At 69.4% G+C, this 17,705-nt stretch carries 20 protein-coding genes; 7 read left to right on the top strand and 13 right to left on the bottom strand.

Annotated features, from left to right (window positions below; genetic code table 11):
- Nucleotide 1: 1 nt before the first annotated feature.
- From ADL25_RS33550 to ADL25_RS33540, 3 genes are all read right to left on the bottom strand, one after another.
- Nucleotides 2–835: a carbohydrate ABC transporter permease gene (locus ADL25_RS33550; protein WP_059131697.1), complete on the bottom strand. Its 834-nt coding sequence runs from the start codon at nt 833–835 to the stop codon at nt 2–4.
- A 125-nt stretch (nt 836–960) separates the two neighbouring features.
- Complete coding sequence (locus tag ADL25_RS33545; RefSeq protein WP_059131676.1) at nt 961–1,893, bottom strand: carbohydrate ABC transporter permease; 933 nt, start codon at nt 1,891–1,893, stop codon at nt 961–963.
- Entirely contained in the window at nt 1,890–3,164 is a 1,275-nt protein-coding gene (locus tag ADL25_RS33540) for an ABC transporter substrate-binding protein (protein ID WP_059131675.1), read from the bottom strand. The genes ADL25_RS33545 and ADL25_RS33540 overlap by 4 nt, the downstream gene beginning before the upstream one ends.
- A gap of 134 nt (nt 3,165–3,298) precedes the next feature.
- Between ADL25_RS33540 and ADL25_RS33535 the strand changes: the two genes are divergently transcribed.
- Nucleotides 3,299–3,955, top strand: a complete 657-nt coding sequence (locus ADL25_RS33535) for a GntR family transcriptional regulator (protein WP_059131674.1) — start codon at nt 3,299–3,301, stop codon at nt 3,953–3,955.
- Between the two features lie 375 nt (nt 3,956–4,330).
- On the top strand, nt 4,331–6,694 hold the full coding sequence (locus ADL25_RS33530; RefSeq protein ID WP_059131673.1) for a carbohydrate-binding protein: 2,364 nt from the start codon (nt 4,331–4,333) through the stop codon (nt 6,692–6,694).
- 674 nt (nt 6,695–7,368) lie between these two features.
- Here the strand turns inward: ADL25_RS33530 and ADL25_RS33525 are convergent.
- From ADL25_RS33525 to ADL25_RS33500, 7 genes are all read right to left on the bottom strand, one after another.
- Entirely contained in the window at nt 7,369–7,617 is a 249-nt protein-coding gene (locus ADL25_RS33525; protein WP_059131672.1) for a hypothetical protein, read from the bottom strand.
- A 43-nt stretch (nt 7,618–7,660) separates the two neighbouring features.
- A complete protein-coding gene (locus tag ADL25_RS50905) occupies nt 7,661–8,134 on the bottom strand; it encodes a hypothetical protein (RefSeq protein WP_234381134.1) in 474 nt (157 codons plus the stop codon).
- Complete coding sequence (locus ADL25_RS50900) at nt 8,118–8,408, bottom strand: hypothetical protein (RefSeq protein ID WP_234381133.1); 291 nt, start codon at nt 8,406–8,408, stop codon at nt 8,118–8,120. The genes ADL25_RS50905 and ADL25_RS50900 overlap by 17 nt, the downstream gene beginning before the upstream one ends.
- Nucleotides 8,409–8,524: 116 nt before the next feature.
- Nucleotides 8,525–9,292, bottom strand: a complete 768-nt coding sequence (locus tag ADL25_RS33515; protein WP_059131671.1) for an SDR family NAD(P)-dependent oxidoreductase — start codon at nt 9,290–9,292, stop codon at nt 8,525–8,527.
- A gap of 94 nt (nt 9,293–9,386) precedes the next feature.
- Nucleotides 9,387–9,650 carry a sigma factor-like helix-turn-helix DNA-binding protein gene (locus tag ADL25_RS50895; RefSeq protein WP_234381132.1) on the bottom strand — a complete coding sequence of 88 codons (264 nt, stop codon included), beginning with the start codon at nt 9,648–9,650 and terminating at the stop codon, nt 9,387–9,389.
- A gap of 44 nt (nt 9,651–9,694) precedes the next feature.
- Nucleotides 9,695–10,048, bottom strand: coding sequence for a sigma factor (locus ADL25_RS50890; RefSeq protein WP_059131669.1), 354 nt, complete (start codon nt 10,046–10,048; stop codon nt 9,695–9,697).
- A 267-nt stretch (nt 10,049–10,315) separates the two neighbouring features.
- On the bottom strand, nt 10,316–10,720 hold the full coding sequence (locus tag ADL25_RS33500) for a winged helix-turn-helix transcriptional regulator (RefSeq protein WP_059131668.1): 405 nt from the start codon (nt 10,718–10,720) through the stop codon (nt 10,316–10,318).
- A gap of 105 nt (nt 10,721–10,825) precedes the next feature.
- Between ADL25_RS33500 and ADL25_RS33495 the strand changes: the two genes are divergently transcribed.
- On the top strand, nt 10,826–11,434 hold the full coding sequence (locus ADL25_RS33495) for a malonic semialdehyde reductase (RefSeq protein WP_059131667.1): 609 nt from the start codon (nt 10,826–10,828) through the stop codon (nt 11,432–11,434).
- Between the two features lie 48 nt (nt 11,435–11,482).
- Here ADL25_RS33495 and ADL25_RS33490 read toward each other — a convergent pair whose 3' ends face one another.
- Together ADL25_RS33490 and ADL25_RS33485 are read right to left on the bottom strand one after the other, a co-directional pair.
- Complete coding sequence (locus ADL25_RS33490; protein ID WP_059131666.1) at nt 11,483–11,686, bottom strand: hypothetical protein; 204 nt, start codon at nt 11,684–11,686, stop codon at nt 11,483–11,485.
- A 709-nt stretch (nt 11,687–12,395) separates the two neighbouring features.
- Entirely contained in the window at nt 12,396–13,334 is a 939-nt protein-coding gene (locus tag ADL25_RS33485; protein ID WP_059131696.1) for a 2-hydroxyacid dehydrogenase, read from the bottom strand.
- A gap of 181 nt (nt 13,335–13,515) precedes the next feature.
- On the opposite strand from ADL25_RS33485, the gene ADL25_RS33480 reads away from it, so the two are divergent.
- The 4 genes from ADL25_RS33480 (at nt 13,516) to ADL25_RS33465 (ending at nt 16,223) form a co-directional block, all read left to right on the top strand.
- Complete coding sequence (locus ADL25_RS33480; RefSeq protein ID WP_059131665.1) at nt 13,516–14,280, top strand: class I SAM-dependent methyltransferase; 765 nt, start codon at nt 13,516–13,518, stop codon at nt 14,278–14,280.
- A gap of 350 nt (nt 14,281–14,630) precedes the next feature.
- Nucleotides 14,631–15,065 carry a cupin domain-containing protein gene (locus ADL25_RS33475; protein WP_059131664.1) on the top strand — a complete coding sequence of 145 codons (435 nt, stop codon included), beginning with the start codon at nt 14,631–14,633 and terminating at the stop codon, nt 15,063–15,065.
- 203 nt (nt 15,066–15,268) lie between these two features.
- Nucleotides 15,269–15,586: a hypothetical protein gene (locus tag ADL25_RS48470; RefSeq protein WP_063805788.1), complete on the top strand. Its 318-nt coding sequence runs from the start codon at nt 15,269–15,271 to the stop codon at nt 15,584–15,586.
- Nucleotides 15,587–15,680: 94 nt separating this feature from the next.
- Nucleotides 15,681–16,223: a hypothetical protein gene (locus ADL25_RS33465; protein ID WP_059131663.1), complete on the top strand. Its 543-nt coding sequence runs from the start codon at nt 15,681–15,683 to the stop codon at nt 16,221–16,223.
- Here ADL25_RS33465 and ADL25_RS33460 read toward each other — a convergent pair.
- Entirely contained in the window at nt 16,213–17,568 is a 1,356-nt protein-coding gene (locus tag ADL25_RS33460) for an NAD(P)/FAD-dependent oxidoreductase (RefSeq protein WP_059131662.1), read from the bottom strand. The genes ADL25_RS33465 and ADL25_RS33460 overlap by 11 nt on opposite strands.
- Nucleotides 17,569–17,705 lie beyond the last annotated feature (137 nt).

The following is a 17,705-nucleotide window of genomic DNA, read 5'->3' as shown; positions in this document are numbered from 1 at the left end:
GTCAGCCCTTCATTGCGCCGGAGGTGAGGCCGCCGATGATGTGCCGTTGCATGATCGCGAAGAAGGCGAGTGCGGGAGCGACGGCCAGGAGCAGGTTGGGGAAGACCACCTCGTAGTGCGTCGAGTACTTGCCGACCGCCGCGTAGACCCCGGTGGTGACGGTGTACAGCCCGCTTCCGGGCCCCAGGATGATCTGCGGGTTGGCGAAGTCGTTCCACACGCTGAGGCTGTGCAGGATCACCGCCGTCGCCACGATCGGCCGCATCAGCGGCAGTACGACCAAGTGGAAAGTGCGCAGCCTTCCCAGGCCGTCCACGGCGGCGGCCTGGTCCAGCTCCCTGGGGATGGTCCGGATGTAGGCGCTGTACAAGAACACCGACACCGGGAGCGTCAGCGCGGTCTCGAAGAGCACGAAGCCGGTGACGGTGCCCATCAGCCCCAGGTACTTCAGGACGTAGACCACCGGGATCAGCAGCACCTGGCTCGGTACGAACGTCCCCGCCACGAACAGCAGCAGCAGCGCGGTGTGCCACCGGGTCGTGCCGCGGGCGATCACGAACGACACGGGGGCGGAGACCACCAGCGACAGGACGTTGACGAGCAGGACGAAGAGCAGCGTGATGGCGTAAGCCCGCACGACGTCGAAGTCTGGATCGGTGAGGGCGGCACGCAGAGGCGCCAGGGTCAGGCGGCCCAACGGCAGGCCGAACGGGGCTTCGCGGACGTCCTGTTCGGATTTGAAGGCGTTGACCACCAGCAGCCACAGCGGGATCACCATGAAGGAGGCGGCCAGCAGGAGCATCGGCAACCGCCAGAACGACGCCTTGGACAGCATGTGGTGCCGACGGCGTCCGGGCCCGGTGGGGGACGCCGGCTGCGGCAGGTCCGCGGCCGGAACGATGACGGGCGCCACGCCGCGGGAGGCCAGGGGCGGTCCGGTGGTGGGTTCGGCAACCATGGTCACGCCCCCGCTCTCTCGTCGGCGCGGCGCCGCAGGAACGTGATCGCCAGCGCGGCGATGCCGGTCACCACCGTCAGCACCATCGACTGGGCGGAGCCGTACCCCAGGGCGTTGTCCTGGAAGGACTGGGCGAGGATCAAGTAGGCGGCCGTCTCGGTGCTGCCCGCCGGGCCGCCTCCCGTCAACGAGAGCACCAGATCGTAGGAGCGCAGCAGGGTAACCAGGGTCAGCACGACATTGACGGTGACCACCGGCGCGATCATCGGGAGGGTCACGCTGCGCAGGATTCGGCTCCGGCCGGCGCCGTCGATCCGGGCGGCTTCCAGCAGGGATGCGGGAACGGTGTGCAGACCGGCGATGTACAGCACCAGGGTGAAACCGAACCCCGACCAGACCACGACACCGATCAGGCTCGCCAGTGCCCATCCGGGCTGGGAGAGGAAGGGCAGGCCGGCATGTCCGGCCGCGCGCAGCGCACTGTTGACGGCCCCGTTCGTCGACAGCAGGGCCGACCAGAGGAAGCCGATGATCAGCGCGCTGATGACGTACGGGTAGAAGAACACGGTGCGCAGCAGGGTGTTCGTGCGGCTCGGGGCGGAGATGGCGAGCGCGAGTGCGAGGCCCACGGCGTTGACGGCGATGGTGCCGACGACCGCCAGCACGCCGGTGATCCAGGCCGCCTGGCGCACCTCCGGGTCGTGCAGCAGACTGCGGTAGTGATCCAGGCCGACCATCGCAGGGTGCGCCGTGTAGCCGTCCCAGTCGGTCAGGCTGAGATAACCCGACAGCACCAACGGCACGATCATCATGATAGCGAAGAGAACAACCGCCGGAACGGTCATGACCAGCCCCGTCAGGCGGTCCCGTCCGCGTGCGGTCGCGAACAGATCCCGCAGGGCCCGCACCGGCCGGGCGGTGGTCGACAGGCTCATCTCGTGTGCGCCTTCAGCCAGGTGTCCACCTTGTTCAGCCCGGTGGCCGCGTCGCCGCCCGTGTACAGGCTCTGCACCTGCTTGTTCTGCTCGGCCTCGAACCCGGCCGGCATCTGGTAGGCGCCGCTGCCGACGATGGCCTGGTGGCCCGCGGAGTCGTCGAGGAGCTTTTGCACGTCGTCGGCCAGCGGGGAGAGCTTGTAGGGGTAGCCGGTGCGGAACGAGGAGTCCTGCTTGAGCTGGCTGGCCACGGCGGCGTGGTCGGTGGTCAGGAACTGAACGAGTTTCTCCGAGGCTTTCTGGCGGTTGCTCGCCTTGAAGATGCGGTAATTCGCTCCCGGTGTCACCGACAGTCTCGGCGTGGCGGAGTCGTTCAGCTGGGGCGCGGGAAATACGCCCACTTTGAAGTCCTTCTTCGCCTGTGCCTCCGCGGCCACGAACCAGCAGCCCATGGGGTACATCGCTGCCTTGCCCGAGAGGAAGTCGGTTTCCGCTTCGGCATACTTGGTACCCAGAGCCTGCTTGTCGAGGTAGCCCTTGTCCAGCCAGGATTTGTACAGGTTCATGGACGGGCCCAGGTCGGTGCTCAGGGAGCGTTCGCCTCGTGCGGCCTGCTTGAACCACTCCGGATCGTCCGTGGTCACCGTCGGCGCGAAAAGCATTATTACCTGGGCCTGGGTGACCCACTCGCCGGCCGTCTGCAGGGGCAGGTAGCCGGAGGCCTTGAGCTTCCCCATCGCTGCCGTCAGCTCCCGCATGGTGGTGGGCGGTGCGGTGACACCCGCCTTGGTGAACGCCTCCTTGTTGTAGAAGACGAGCGACTGCACCTGCTGTCCGATGGCGACGTCGTACAGGTGGCCGTCCAGACGCTGTGCGTCCGCCATGGGTGCGTTCGCGGCCCAGTTCAGCTTCGACAGGTCCCGCAGGTACGGAACCACCTTGTCGCTGTGGGATCCCTCCACGACGTCGGGAGCGTTCCCGGCCGCCAGCAGCTGCTGGAGCGTGCTGTCCACGGAGCCGTCGGCAGCCGTGGGCGAGTCGATCTGGACCTTGATACCCGGATTGGCCTTCTCGAAGGGAGCAACCAGCTCTCGCCAGTAGGCCCTGGTCAGGTTCGGCGTGATGTTGACCAGCATCCGTACGGTGCCGGTGGCCCCCGACTCCGGATCGCCGGCCGAGTCCCCATCGAACCCCCCGCCCCCGCAGGCCGTCGTCAGGCTCAGGCCCAGAAGGATGCCGGCCGCAGCGTTGATGGATTTTCTTTGGCCCATGTCCCCGCTCCTATCGATTATCGTCTATCGATAGGCGATATGATGATCCTCGTTCGACGGTTGTCAAGAGCTGCATCGCAGACGCACGATCATCGATACGATGTGAAAACGTTCCGAGACCCGAGGGGGCTGTCATGGCGGGCGTCGGTGAACCGTTGACGCGGGTACTGCTGTCCGATCAGGTGTACACCCGGGTCAGGGGCCTGATCATCGGCGGAGACCTCAAGGCCGGGGACCGGCTCGTCGAAGCAGAGATCGCCCGCGACCTGGGGGTGAGCCAGGCTCCGGTTCGGGAAGCGGTGAAGCGGCTCGTCCACGAGGGCCTGGCCGATCACGTCCCCCGGCGCGGCAGCTTCGTCGCCGACGTGTCCTCGCAGGACGCGGACGCCGCGCGGGCCGTACGGGTCATCATCGAGGAGTTCGCTGCCCGCGCGGTCGCTGAGCGCTGCACCGCCACAGCCATGGAGGGCCTGAGCTCCCAGGTGCGGGCCATGCGGGAAGCCGCCGCCGCGGGCGACATCGGACGGTTCAGGGACGCTGACATCGGCTTTCACAGAGCCCTGTGCGAAGCCAGTGGCAACCCGTTTCTCACGCGGATCTGGAGCCTGATGGAGCCCAGCCTGCGTGCCCTGCGTGTTGTCTCCGACCCCCTGTTCACCGGGGACTGGACACAGATGGCGGATCACCACGGCGTGCTGCTGGACATGCTCGAGTCGGCCGACGCCGATCGTGCCGCCGCCGCGTTCGCGGCACACGCACGCGGGGACGACGGCATCCTCGGCCACGGCTGAACGCCGGCGGCGCCGCCCCGGGACACCCCCTGCTGCACGGACAGCCGTCCTTGTCGCCCTCTCCTGACCTCCGCCCCGGCCCTTTCACGAGGTGCGCTGTGAAGCGGAGGCGATCAGCCGTGTGAACAACGCTGCGGGGCACTTCACCTGGTCGTTTCGTATGACGTCGGGTGCGCGCCTCCTCGGCCGGCCGTGCGCACCCGGAGCACGCAGCCTGCGCAACTCCCGACCGCAACGCCCTGCCCTCCGCCGCAGGCGAGGCCGTGGCCACCACGCCCGCGCCGCACACCTCTCGGCTCGTGTCTTACGCGGTCCCGCACCGGGGCCCTATATTGACCATCGACTCGCGATTATCGATAGGCGATGGGATAGACCATGCAATGGAGACATCGCGCACTGGCCATCGGCACCACGGCGGCGACCGTGGTGACCGCGCTGGCGACCGCCCTTCCGGCAACGGCGCAGGCAGCCGCCCACACCACCCGCTATGTGAGCAGTGCCGGATCCGACAGGAACCCCGGAACCGCGCACCGTCCCTTCCGCACCGTGCAGGAATGCGCCTCCGCCGCCCTGCCCGGCGACACTTGTGTGATTGCTTCCGGTACCTACCGGGAGACCATCAGACCAGCCCGGAGCGGTACCGCCTCCGCCCGGATCACCTACCGCGCCGCGCCCGGTGCAGACGTCGTCGTCGAAGGCAGTGACCCGGTCACCGGCTGGTCCCCCGTCACGCCTTCCGACGTGACCAAGCTCCAGCAAGCGGACCCGACGCTGACCGGCTCGGACTTCGCCGTGGCAGCGGCCGCCGGCAAGATCTACCGGACCGACATCGACCTCGACCCCTCACTGCCCGGCAATCAGCTCTTCCTCGACGGCACCATGCTCGGCGAGGCGCAGTGGCCCTACCCCGGCACCGACCCGACCAGGCCCGAGTACAACTCGGCCGACGCAGGCACCGACGACACGCTGTACGACGACGCCCTGACCCAGCCCGACGGGTACTGGAAGGGAGCCCGGCTGACTTCGCACAACTGGTTCGTCAGCCAGACCGGCACGGTCACCGGTTCGCGTGTCGGCTCCGTAACCGCGACGGGTCTGTCCACCGCCTGCGTCAGCCTCAGCCCCAACCAGCGGAACCTGTACTCCCTCACCGGCAAGCTCCAGGCGTTCAGCCACGCCGGTCAGTGGTTCTACGACCAGGACGCGCACCGCCTCTACATATGGATGCCGGACGGCGGCAGCCCGGCCGCACACACCGTCGAGGCCAAACAGCGCGACGTCGCCGTCGACCTGTCGGGACGTTCCTACGTCTCCGTGGTCGGCATCGGTATCAGGGCAGCGACCGTCCGGACCTCCTCGACGTCGACCCACAATGTCCTGGACGGCATCGAGGCCACATACGTTTCCCACTACATGGACCTGAAGACCGACCCTGGCAAGGTCACACCGCCCGACCCGTGCGACGTGCTGACGGCGGGGGAGACGACCAGCGGCATCCTCCTGGGCGGTACGTCGAACACCCTGAGCAACAGCCGGATCGACTACAGCGCCGGCAACGGGGTCGTGCTCTCCGGCTCCGGCAACGTGGTGACGAACAACCTCATCACCCGGGTCGACTACCGGGGCAGCTACGCGGCCGGGATCAACGTGCTCGGACGGGACCAGACCATCACGCACAACACCGTGATCAACAGCGGCCGAAGCGACATCAACATCGACAACAAGGTCGCCGGCACCACGGCCTCCGGCCACGAAATCGCCTACAACGACCTCTCCGACTACGGGAACCTGGTCGTCGACGTCGGCGCGATCTACATCTGCTGCCAGGTGAATCTCGCGGGGACGGCCATCCACCACAACCACCTGCACGACGCCGCGCTTTTCGCGGCCAGTGCCCCGGCGCCCGGCGTCTACCTGGACCTGTCGACGTACAACAGCACCGTCTACGACAACGTCGCATGGAACCGCACGACCTACGGGGTCGTGCTGATCAACCCCAACGGGGGCAGCACGACCGGCAACCGTATTCTGAACAACACCAGCGGCACGGACCGCAAGTCCGTCAGCCTCTTCGGCGGCACCTACTCGGACACCGAGGTGGCCAACAACATCGGAGACGCCGACACCATGGAGGGCGTGTCGTCCACCAACAACCTGCCTCAGTCGGCCGGCCCGCAGTTCACCGATCCCGCCGATCACGACTTCACCCTCAAGTCGTCCTCGCCTGCCCGCGATTACGCGCTGGTACGGCCCCCGGCCACCGACGGGTACAACGATCCGCAGCCGAGCGCCGGTGCCTACCAGTACGGCGCGCCGATGTGGCAGGCGGGTGTCGTCACCAGGACGACGAAGGTGCAGGCCGAGTCGTACAGCGACGGCAGCGGAGTGAGCACACACGCCGCCGGCACCGGCACCGTGCTCGGCAGCTTCGATGGCGGCGACTGGGTCCGGTACGACGATGTCGACTTCGGCAGCGGTCGTGACCTCCTCATCGCGAGCATCGGCAGTGAAAAGCCCTACTCGGGCGGCACGTTCGAGATCCGGGTCGACTCCACCACCGGCCCGCTCATCGGCACCGTCACCGTGGAGAGCACCGGCGCCTGGGACACCTACCTGGACCAGACCTTCACGATCGCCGCGACGAGCGGCACGCACGACCTGTACGTCAAAGCCCTCGGCAGCACCCCCGGAGTGGCCAACATCGACCACTTCTCCCTGGCGAAGATCCTCCCTCAATAGAGAGGAGGAACACGAAGAACACACGATGGCTGCCGCCCACGCGGCAGCCATCGCGGTCCGTCTGCTCCCCGCCAGGGTTCACACGACGGCGGTCCGTACGCGGCCACCGGTCGAGCCCGCAGAAGGGTCCACAGGAGCCCCTCGTGACCGGCCGGCGGAACCGCTGTGCCTGGTCCACGCGGTGGGCGCGGCCCACGTACTCGTCCCAACGTGTGAACCAGGCATTCCCGGTCGGCCCACAGCACCACCACGATGAGAGCAGTTCCGCTGTCGGTGGCCGGTGCCACGGTTCTTGCCGGGGTCCATGCACGGCACTCTGGTAGATCTCGTACCGCCGTTTCGTAGGCAACGATCACGCCGACTGGGGCATCAGCTCCTTCACGTCACGGAATGAAAGGGGGAAGCGGAAATACAGCCACACAGCGCGAGATCACCTCGCCCGGGTACCAGTGCCCGTTGAACAACGGCGACACCCTCCCCACCAGCGACCCCTCCAGCATGCTCACCCCAGTGTCCATTCCGCCGGTAATCCAACGTGACAGTGGCACCGCGGCCGCATGACCCACGACCTGCCGAGATCACGAACCACAGTTGCCGTGGCTGTCACGCGTCGAGCCGGCTGAATGCTCTAACACCCAAAACGAGTGCTACGGCAGCCATGACGACGTCGACTGTCACCCCGAGCCAGACCGCCTGGAGGGCGTAGTCGCCACGGAAGACCGCGCGAGGCGCAGGTGTGGTCCGTCGGTCGTGGCGGCCATTTGGAGTTCGGCCTCCAGTTCCCGGGTCCGCTCGTCCGCGACGTGCAGCTCCAGGGCGAAGCGGCGCGGGGGCCGTCCGCCGCCGGGGGAGGTATCTGACGCCAGTGGTACGGCGGCGAGTTCGCGCATCGCACCGAGCAGTTCGATGTCCAGTGTCGTCATCCGTGGCCCTCTTCCTGCGAGGGTGGGTTCGGGGTGGGCGGGGTCAGGAGCTGACCTCGGGGACGGGGCGGCCGACGAACCACTCCAGGTAACTGGTCTGCGCGACAAAGGCGCCGGGGCCCGGCAGGAGGTCCCATGTGCGCGGGCGAGCGCCGAGGAAGGGGCTATGGGCGTGCGTGAGGACAGGCCGGCGGTCCGCGTCCGTCGCGAGGGCGATACGGACGAACCGGTCCAGCCCGAACTGTTCGGGGCCGGCGATCTCGCGCGCTCCGCCCAGGGGCCGGGACACCGCGATGTGCGCGAGGTACATCGCCACGTCCGTCAGGGACACCGGCTGCACGCGCAGCGGTGGCACCCGGACGGCGCCGTCCTCGGTGGCCGTGTCTGCGATGACCTCGGCGGCCTCGAACAACTGAGTGCTGCGCAGGATGGAGCATGGGATGCCCGAGCGTTCGATCATGACTTCCCAGGCGCGCAGCGCGGTGAAGGCACCACCGTCATCACGGACCCGGTCCACGCCGACCGCGGAGCACCCCGGCGGCGATCGCGGCGCGCAAGAGGCCACCGGTCGGGCCGTTCTCCGTGGGGAACGCGCCGGTAGCGGGGGGCGGTTGACGGACGAGGTCGATCACCACCGCACAGCTGTGCAGGGCGTCGGCGACCTCCTCCGGGGTGAGTGCGTCGATCCCGGCGGGTGCCGAGACGATGTCCACCTCGTATCCGTGGTCACTGACCCAAAGGGCGGTTTCGACGCCCATGAGTCCTCCGTCGTCGAACACCACAACCTTCATCGTGCATCCGCCTCCTCAACGCCTGGTCGGTCGAGGGGTTGACCGGTCCGGTGCCCGATGTGTGACACGAGGGGGGTGGGAAGTACCACTGATCGACTTCGCTGTCCGACGCGCTGTCAGATGAGTTCCAGGCCGCCGTCCACGGTGACGACCTGGCCGGTGGCGTGCCGTCCCGCGGGGTCGGCCATCCGCAGGACCCAATGGGCGATCTCGGCGGGACTCGCGATGCGGTGGGTGGGGATACGGTCGCGTTCGTAGGCGTACATGTCGTCGGCGGTCTCGGGGGTGAGTCCGGCGTGCAGCATGACGTCGGTGCGGGTGGGGCCGGGGGCGACGGCGTTGACGCGGACTCCCTCCTCCGCCAATTCCAGCGCCCAGCTGCGGGTCAGCTGTTCGACGGCGGCCTTGGTGGCCGCGTAGTGCGCGCCGCCCGGCATAGGCCGGTGCCCGTAAGTGCTGGAGAGGTTGATGATGGTGCCGGAGGTCTCGCGCAGGTGTGGCAGGGCGGCGTGGGCGAGGAGACTCGGCGCGACGACGTTCAGGGCGAGCAAGTTCGTGACAGTCTGCTCGTCGGTGTCGGCGAGTCTCATCACCGCTGTGGCACCTGCGTTGTTGACCAGGTGGTCAATGCGTCCCCACCGCCGTACGGCGGTCCTGATCACCTCGGCGGGGGCTCCCTCGCCGCAGACGTCGATCGCCAGGACACCGATGCGGGGGTGAAGCGCGGCGGTCTCCTTCAGCGGTGCCTCGCGCCGTCCTACTCCGAGCACCTGCGCGCCCGCTTCGGCGAAGGCGACCGCCGTGGCCCGGCCGATGCCGGAACCGGCTCCGGTCACGACGGCCACGTGGCCCGCGAAGGTCAAGGCGGAATGGTCTGCGGACATCACATGTTCCTTCGGTCTTCACTGGTATGCACACTCAATATGGTGCGTCCCACTCAACGGTAACACTGACCAGTGTGACACGGTTGGTTGCACGTCATGCGGCGGGGGCGAGCACCTTCACCAGGCCGTCCAGGTCGCCGGTGTGGGCGGCCGTCCGGAACGCCGCGGCGAGGCGGCGGTGCGACTCGACGGGCACCGGGCGCTCCCGGCCGGACTCCAGCCGGGCCTGTGCCCGGTGCACCACCACGCGCGCGTTCGGAGCGCTGATCCGCAGCAGGGACGCCAGTTCGGCGTAGGCGTAGCCGAATCCCTTGCGCAGGACGTAGGCGGCCAGCCGGTCCGGCGTCAGTCGCGCCATGAGCAGGGCCAAGGCCCCCTCGACCGCAACGCTGCGCTCGACGCTCAGTGCGGGGTCCAGGGTGGCCGGTCGCCGAAATCGGCCAGCTGCGGCTCGACCGGGACCTCGTGGCGGTGGCGGGCGGAGCGGACGACATCGACGGCCAGCCGGGTGGTCGCCGTCGCCAGGAACGCGGTCGGGTCGTCGACCTCCGCGTGCTGGGTGAGCTGCCAGCGCAGCCACACCTCCTGGAGCACGTCCTCGGCTCCGGTGACGTCGCCGAGAATGCGGTACGCAATGCGGAAGAGCCGTGTCCGCTCTGCTAGGAAGGTGCCGAGGGCGGCGTCCATGTCGTCTTCCCCGGCCGACCGGGCGAGCGCGGGTTCGGTCGTCGTGGTCTGTGGGCCGGTCGCGGGCATGGGGAGCTCCTCGTGGTGGAAGGGTCGCCCGTCCAGGGCGCGCCTCCACCCTCGCCGTGGGCCCCCCGCCCCCGCGCCCCTGGCTCCCCGTGGTGGAGTCCGTGGGCCCCGTGGGACTCCCCCACTCTGGTGTGGTCCCCGGTCACCGGGGTGCGGCGGGGTGCCGTTCCGCCGACTCCTACCCATGTCGCCGACCTGATCCGGGACGTGTCGGCTAACGCCGGGTCGCCGCGGCGGCTCATGCGAGCCGGGGAGGGCGCGTCCGGTTCAGTTCTTGGCCCGGCGCTGGGAGGCGGCCGGTGTCTCGGGCAGGTGGCGGGACGCCCAGCCGGCCAGCTCGCCGAGGATGGGCATGAGGGCCGTCCCGTCCGGGGTGAGCCGGTAGCGGACCATGACCGGCGGTCCGGGCTCGACCTCGCGCACGGTGAGCCCCGCGCCGGACAGCTCGGAGAGGCGCTCCGAGAGGACGGAGTCGCTGATTCCCTCCACCGCGCGCCGCAACTCGGCGTAGCCCAGTGGCCCGTGCTGCAGCGTGGCCAGGATGACGCCGTTCCACCGCTTACCGAGGAAGCTGAACGCCCTCGTCAGGGCCCCGTCGCAGGCCGCCGGGTGGTGCTGCCCGGTGAGGGCGTCGCCCGTGGAGGGCGATCGGGGGTCCGCTGCTTCCGTCATGTCTCCAGGATAGCGAGGGTGCTACGCTGCCCCTTGTCACTCTGTTTTACGAAGTGACATTCCTAGAAAGAGCTGCTTCGTATTTACGAGCTAGGAGAATTCGACGTGACCACCTCGGTCCCTCTTTCCCGGGTCGGCGCCGACGCCCGGGCCGCGCTCTTCACCGACGCGCGCACCGCCTACTCCTTCACGGACACACCGGTCGACGACGCGACGCTGACCGGCATCTGGGAACTGGCCCGCTGGGCCCCGACCGCCGCGAACCTGCAGCCCCTGCGCGTCCTGTACATCCGCACGCCCGAGGGCAAGGAACGCCTGCTACCGCATCTCGACGAGGGGAACCGGCCCAAATCGGCCTCCGCCCCCGCCGTCGCGGTCCTGGCCGTGGACGACCGATTCCACGAGCACATCCCACACATCCTGCCGATCAAGCCCGAACTGCGGGAGCACTTCGCCGCCGATCCTGCCCAGCGGGACGGCATCACGTCCTTCAACGGCCCCCTCCAGGCGGGCTACTTCATCCTCGCCGTCCGCGCCTGCGGCCTCGCCGCCGGACCCATGGCCGGCTTCGACGCGACGGGGATCGACAAGGAGTTCTTCCCCGACAGTTCCTGGCACTCCGTGCTCGTCGTGAACATCGGCCACCCTGCGAGCCCTCCGGAGTTCGACCGCATGCCGCGCCTCGCGCACGAGGATGCCGTCGCCTGGGTCTGAGCCGACGGGCTCCTTCCTCGCTGACGACCGGCACGGCCGCCTACTGTGTCAGGTTGCCGGGGAGGGGCTCAGCAGACGCACGTGGTGTCGCTCTCGGTGCCCGGCGTGGCGGTGTATCTGCCGGTGGCTCAGCCCGGCCGACTGCGCGAGGAAGGCGGCCACGCGCAGCCGCGCGGCGCTGAGATGGGCCTCCTGGTACAGGTAGGCCTCTACGTCGGCCAGCCCGCGAGCGGCCTGCTCATCCGTGCTCATGAATGCGCTCCCGAAGTAGACGGCCCGGCGTCCGTGGCGGAGCGGGGCCCGCGAGGACGGCTCGGTGCCATGGACACCGCGCCTCAATACCCAGGCGGTTCAGCCGGTGGCCCGTACCGCCTCGTCGATCAGTCCAGCGACGTCGCCTGGGCGGGAGACAGATCGCGTCGATCCGTCCGTCGCCCGCTGGGAAGAGACGTAGAGGGTGTCCCAGCCGCCGCTGAGCGCGTGCGTCGCCAGACCCCGCTGCAGGCGGATGCCCAGTCCACGGTCCTGCCAGCAACGCGGCCTCCACGGCGGAGTGATCCGGCATCAGGCGGCCAACGGTGATGTGGCGTCCGGTATTGTCCCGCACGGCCAGGTGGACCGGGGCGGGTCAGCAGTACGGGCATATAGGTGCCGGGGTCGGGCATCGCCCGGTGGTAGCGCTCCAGCGCCTGCGGTGGGCAGCGGCGGTGCAGTGCCACGGTGCGGGCGAGCTCGGCGGGACGACAGGGGGTGATCCGCGGTTCGCAGCGCGTGAGTTCGTCCTTGCCCCCACGCGGCGAGCCGCTCTCCACCGCGCCCCCGCTCCGGTCCGACCGGCCAGCTGCCCTTGCCCATCTCGTCACCATTCGTCGCGCTGCACAGTATTCGGGTGCATTCATCAACTCCTGTGACAGTCAAAACCGGTGAGCATGCAAAGGGGTGACGCTCGGGAGGCCTGGTGTCAGCGTGTGACGACGTTCTCCAGTTCCCCGCCCGCGGCGAACCGGGCCAGCTGCCGTCGCACGAGCGCTTCGAGACGGGGCCACAGGCCGGGGGTGAAAGCGCCGACGTGCGGAGTGACCAGGACGCCGGGCGCGGTCCAGAGCGGGTGGCCCGGTGGGAGCGGTTCGGGGTCGGTCACGTCGAGGGCGGCCCGCAGCCGGCCGCCGTGCACCTCCTTCAGCAGGGCGTCGGTGTCAACGACGGCGCCCCGGGACACGTTGACGAGCAGGGCGCCGTCCTTGACGCGGGACAGCAGTGCGGCATCGAAGAGCCCGCGGGTCGCCGCGGTCAGCGGAGTGCACAGCACGATCACGTCGGCGTCCGCGACGAGCCGGGGCAGCAGCGACACGGAGCGCACCGGCCCTTGGGGCGTGTCCCTGTCCGCGCGCCCGACGCGAGTGAGGGCGCAGCCGAAGGGCGTCAGGAGCTCCTCCAGGGCGGAGCCGACGGCGCCGTGACCGACGATGAGCACGGACCGTTCGTGCAGGGTGGAGAAGGTTCGCGGGTCCCAGTGCTCCCGGTCCTGGGCACGGAGCGACTCCGGTATGCCGCGCAGGCTGGCGAGGATCAGCGTCAGGGCCAGCTCTGCCGTGGCGGCAGCCGGCACCCCCCTCGCGTTGCACAAGGTCACCTCACGGGGCAACCGATCCAGTACCGCCCGCAGCTCGTCGGTTCCGGCGCTGAGCGCCTGCACCGCCTGCAGCCGGGTCATCCGGGCCAGCGGCCGGGCAATGACGCCGATGTCTTTGGTCAGCGGGGGCACGTAGAACTCGACCTCCGCCGGGTCCGTGGGAAAGGCCGAACGGCCGTCCCAGCGTGCGTAGTCAAGGCCCATGGGCAGATCGGCGAGGCGGCCGAACTGTGCGGGCAGCCATACCTGGGGGGATCGCGCGGTCATGACGACGTACTCCGCTCTCACGACATTTTCCGGGGCTCCGGTCCGGTCCCGGAACGTCCCGAAAGGTCGCGGACGGAGCCGGTCCATTGACTGCGCACCGTGTGCTTCTGTGACAACGGCTTGCGCGGCGGGCGCCTGTTCTCGCTGTCACACACTCTGTCCATACGTTGTCATGTCGGGCATGCGCACTATCCTCAGCGGACCGTCGGGCCTCCGACGGGAATCCGACTCCTACGCGGTCACCGCGGAGTTCTACGACATCTTGCAGGCCGACGCGGACGAAGCCCGGGTCCGCCGGCTCTACGCACGCCAGATCGCCGACGCCCGCACCGGCGTCCTGGACGTCGGGGCCGGTACCGGGCGGGTGACGATGCTGGCCCTCGCCGACTCCTGGGCCGACGTGCATGCCGTCGAACCCGCCCGGGCTATGCGTACGTCGCTGCTGACCAGGCTCGCCGCCCTGCCCTCCGAGCAGCGGGACCGGGTCACCGTGCACCCGCACACCCTGGACGAGACCGCGCTGGACGCGGTCGCGGACGTGGCCGTCTGCCACAACATGGTGGGCTGCCTTCCACCCGGCGTACGCGAGAAGTTGTGGCCCGCGCTCGGCAGGGCCCTCACCCCCGGCGGCTCGCTGTTCGTGCAGCTGCCGCCGGCCCGGCTCCCGGCCCGCACCGTCGTACGCCTGCTCGCGGACAAGCGGGTCGGCACGCACGTCTACGGCGGGCGCATGACAATGTCGGCCGCCGGCTACCGCATCCGGACCCGCGCCGACTACTGGGTCAGGGACGCCGAGGACGTGCTGCGGGAATACACCGAGACGTTCTGGATGTGGCCCGCGACGCGCGCCCAGCTGACCCGCGAGCTGGCAGCGCACGGGTTCGCCCCTCTCCCAGGGTACGAGGAGTCGGAGCTGCTGGCCGTGACGCTGCGCGGCCGCCGTTGAGGTGCCGCACCGCAAGAGCCCCCCGGGTGCCGCACTGCCACAACCGAGCCCGCCGTCCGGAAATCCGCACGTCCCCACCGCACGGTTCGCCGTATGTGCCACACCAACTGGGACGGGATGAAACGTGTCGCATGTGAAGACGTTCGTGATCGTCGGGGGCGGTCTGGTGCTGGCAAGGCCGCGGGCCGCTCCGGGAAATGGGAGAGACGCCGACATCTCCGGAACGAAACACACTGTTGGATCGAACCTTGGCGCCTCGACCCACTCAGTGGCAATACAGTGTTATGACCGCCCCTAAGGGCCGCTTGCCCCGGGCCGCTATTCGCCCTCCCGTACCGAAAGGAATCACCATGCGTAATTCAGCACGCGCTGCGGTCGTCGGAACCTGCCTTATAGGGCTCTCGCTCGCCTCGACGACCGCCCAGGCCGCCCCCGGCGGCCCCGGCGTCAGCGGCCGGGTCCTGGCCCAGCGGACCGTCGGCGACACCGACTACGTGCTCCGCGAGATCACCATCCCTCCCGGCCAGGCGACCGGGTGGCACTACCACGACGGCACCCTGTATGCCTTCGTCAAGCAGGGCACGCTGAGCCATTTCGACGCCTCCTGCGCCTCCGACGGCGTGTACAAAAGGGGTAGCTTCCTGGAGGAGCCGTCGGGCGCGGACCACGTGCACATCGGCGAGAACCGGGGAGCCACGGACGTCGTCCTGGACGTCCTCTACGTCCTGCCGCGCGGCGCCCCCTTCTCCCAGGACGCGCCGTCCCCGGGCTGCGAACTGCCGTGACGCGGCGGCCGCACGCTGGCTGTCACAGCTTCCTCCACTACCCGGTCAATGCGGTACCGACGGCTCGTGGCGGTCCGTGCCCGGGCCCCGCCGCGACGAAGGAGGAGCATGACAGAGACATTCATCAGTCGCGCCCGGGCAACCGCCGGTCCCCCGGAGCCCGTCCATCGGACTTCTGACGCGGGCCGGGGCGGGACACGAGGATGACGCGAGACGCCGACCGCCGGACCGACCCAGCCGACGTCACCCTCTTGCTCGCCGCGGAGGCCGCCGTCCTGGAGGGACGGCTCGTGGTGCTCCGGGAGGCGATCGACGAGGTGGACGCCCGGATCCACGCGGTGTCCGAGAAGATCAGACGGCTGCCCGCAGCCGGCGACCACGAGGCACCGCCGGCGGACGAAGGGAGCACCACGGGGGCTCGCTCCGTCCGCCGGCCCGCCGTCCCTGACGGCCCGATCAACGGTGTGCTCTGCGTGGGACCGCTCACTCCTGGTCTCGGCCGACGGGGCCGCTGCATATGATGTTCGCCAGCATCCCCCCGGTGCGCGCCGGGGGAGGCGGGCCGGGACGTCGAGCGGTCCCGCCAGGACACAGGGTTGAGGACGAGAGGAACCCATGGGCTCCGTGACCCAGACGGCTCGCGCCATCGAGAGCACCGCCGAGAGTCTCCAGGAGGACCTGGCCCGGTTGGAGATCCAGAAGCAGGCGCTGGAGAGGGAACTGGCCGCGGTCACAGCCCATCTCGGTTCCGTGCAGCGGGCGCTCGACGCCCTTCAGGCCCTCATGCCCGGCACCGGCCCGGCGGCCGCCCCAACCCCGCGGGACCCCGCCCCCGTGAGCGTCCCGTCGCCGACGAAGCCGGAGGCCGCGCGCGCCGCGGCAACCGCCGAAGCCGCCGTAGAGTCCCCGGCCACGGCAGGCCGGAGCGACGAGGCGAGCGACGGCAGCACGACGTACGGCAAGCTCACGGAGCAGATCCTGGCGTACTTCGCGCAGGCCAGGGACACCGAGGTCCGCGCCCGCGACGTCGCGTCGGCGCTGGGACGCGACACCGACAGCGGCAGCATCAACGCCGTCCGCAGCACGCTCGACCGTCTCGTCGGCGCCTCGCGCGTCCAGCGGGCCGGCCGCGGACTGTACCGCGCCATCATGCCGTGAGCCGGCCTCCGGGCTGTGCGGGCTCCTCTCTTCGGTGCAGTTCGCCGCGGGAGACGAATGCCTCCCTCGGGTGCTGCACCGACGCCAGCGACACGATGTCGCGGCCGTAGAGAAGGGCCGTGACCCACACGGCGAACACACGCGTCTTGCGTTCCCAGCTCGGTATGGCCAGAACGTGGTAGCCACGGTGCATCAGCCAGGCCGGGAACCCCTTGATGACCAGACCCCGGTACTGGAAGATGCCGCGGCCGAGCCCGAGTGTGGCCACCACACCGAGACTGCGGTGCACGTAGTCCTTGGTCGGACGGCCGCGCAGCGACGCCAGGATGTTCTTCGCCAACAGCTTGCCCTGGCGGACGGCGTGCTGGGCGTTGGGCACGGTGTGCGCGCCCGGCCTCCCGGCCGCGAGATCGGGCACCGAGGCGTCGTCCCCCGCCGCCCAGACGTCGGGCACCACCTCGGTGTCCGTAGTGACCCGCAGATCCGCCCGTACGGTGAGCAGGCCCCGCTCGTCGACGGGCAGGTCGCTGTGGTTGTGCACGATCGGGTTGGCGGCGTTGCCGGCCGTCCACACCAGCAGCCCCGAGTCGTACTCGGTGCCGTCCGACAGCCGCACCCGGCCGTCCTCGGCGGAGACCAGCTGGGTGTTCAGGTGCACCCGCGCCCCCCGTTTCTCCAGTGAACGCACCACCCAGGCGCCTGGCCGGTCCGCTACCTCGGGCAGGATACGGTCCCGTGCCTCGACCAGGTGGAAGGCCGGTTCGTCCGCGCCGATCTCCGGGTACTGCTTGAGCAACGCGGTCGCCAGGGCCAGCAGCTCACCAAATCCCTCCACTCCGGAGAATCCGCCACCGACGACGGTGACAGTGAGCAGTTTGATGCGTTCGGGCCCGCGCGGCAGACCGGCCGCACGGTCGAACGAGGTGAGGAGGCGATCGCGGATCGCCACCGCCTCCTCGACGTGCTTGAGTCCGTACGCCTGATCGCTCAGCGCCGGGATCGGGAAGGTCCGGGTGACCGCCCCCACCGTCACCACCAGCACGTCGTAGTGCAGGTCGAGGGATGGCCCGGACTCCGGGCGGACCGTGACCGTGCGCGCGCTGTGGCGGATCTCCGTCACCGACCCCGCCACCAGACGCGTGTGGTGGAGGTGACGGCGGAGCGAGACCGCCGCGTGCCGAGCCTCCACCGAACCGGCCACGACCTCGGGCAGGAAGGGCTGGTACGTCATGTACGGGCGGGGGTCGACGATGGTGACGCGCGCCTCGCCCGGCCGCAACCTCTTCTCCAGGCCCCACGCGGTGTAGACCGCGTACCCGCCGCCCACGATCAAGATCTCACGCACGGTGTCCTCTGTTCCTCTCAGTTCTCACCCTCTAGACCCAATACCGGTGATTTAGGGATCTTTCCTGCGAGTCGGGTGCGCTCTGGTCGGCTTGGAGATGGTGATGGTTGGTGTCTCGGGGCTGGGTGGCCGCTGGT

The sequence above is a fragment of the Streptomyces sp. NRRL F-5122 genome (assembly GCF_001507435.1).
Classification (GTDB): Bacteria; Actinomycetota; Actinomycetes; order Streptomycetales; family Streptomycetaceae; genus Streptomyces; species Streptomyces lannensis.
Note: the sequence above shows the minus strand (reverse complement) of the source record. Positions and strands in the feature narration are given on the sequence as shown.

Excerpts from the sequence above, each read along its gene's own strand:
- ADL25_RS33550 (WP_059131697.1), bottom strand. The coding sequence starts at position 835 with ATGCTGTCCAAGGCGTCGTTCTGGCGGTTGCCGATGCTCCTGCTGGCC.
- ADL25_RS33545 (WP_059131676.1), bottom strand. The coding sequence starts at position 1,893 with ATGAGCCTGTCGACCACCGCCCGGCCGGTGCGGGCCCTGCGGGATCTG.
- ADL25_RS33540 (WP_059131675.1), bottom strand. The coding sequence starts at position 3,164 with ATGGGCCAAAGAAAATCCATCAACGCTGCGGCCGGCATCCTTCTGGGC.
- ADL25_RS33535 (WP_059131674.1), top strand. The coding sequence starts at position 3,299 with ATGGCGGGCGTCGGTGAACCGTTGACGCGGGTACTGCTGTCCGATCAG.
- ADL25_RS33530 (WP_059131673.1), top strand. The coding sequence starts at position 4,331 with ATGCAATGGAGACATCGCGCACTGGCCATCGGCACCACGGCGGCGACC.
- ADL25_RS33525 (WP_059131672.1), bottom strand. The coding sequence starts at position 7,617 with ATGACGACACTGGACATCGAACTGCTCGGTGCGATGCGCGAACTCGCC.
- ADL25_RS50900 (WP_234381133.1), bottom strand. The coding sequence starts at position 8,408 with ATGAAGGTTGTGGTGTTCGACGACGGAGGACTCATGGGCGTCGAAACC.
- ADL25_RS33515 (WP_059131671.1), bottom strand. The coding sequence starts at position 9,292 with ATGTCCGCAGACCATTCCGCCTTGACCTTCGCGGGCCACGTGGCCGTC.
- ADL25_RS50895 (WP_234381132.1), bottom strand. The coding sequence starts at position 9,650 with ATGGCGCGACTGACGCCGGACCGGCTGGCCGCCTACGTCCTGCGCAAG.
- ADL25_RS50890 (WP_059131669.1), bottom strand. The coding sequence starts at position 10,048 with ATGCCCGCGACCGGCCCACAGACCACGACGACCGAACCCGCGCTCGCC.
- ADL25_RS33500 (WP_059131668.1), bottom strand. The coding sequence starts at position 10,720 with ATGACGGAAGCAGCGGACCCCCGATCGCCCTCCACGGGCGACGCCCTC.
- ADL25_RS33490 (WP_059131666.1), bottom strand. The coding sequence starts at position 11,686 with ATGAGCACGGATGAGCAGGCCGCTCGCGGGCTGGCCGACGTAGAGGCC.
- ADL25_RS33485 (WP_059131696.1), bottom strand. The coding sequence starts at position 13,334 with ATGACCGCGCGATCCCCCCAGGTATGGCTGCCCGCACAGTTCGGCCGC.
- ADL25_RS33480 (WP_059131665.1), top strand. The coding sequence starts at position 13,516 with ATGCGCACTATCCTCAGCGGACCGTCGGGCCTCCGACGGGAATCCGAC.
- ADL25_RS33475 (WP_059131664.1), top strand. The coding sequence starts at position 14,631 with ATGCGTAATTCAGCACGCGCTGCGGTCGTCGGAACCTGCCTTATAGGG.
- ADL25_RS48470 (WP_063805788.1), top strand. The coding sequence starts at position 15,269 with ATGACGCGAGACGCCGACCGCCGGACCGACCCAGCCGACGTCACCCTC.
- ADL25_RS33465 (WP_059131663.1), top strand. The coding sequence starts at position 15,681 with ATGGGCTCCGTGACCCAGACGGCTCGCGCCATCGAGAGCACCGCCGAG.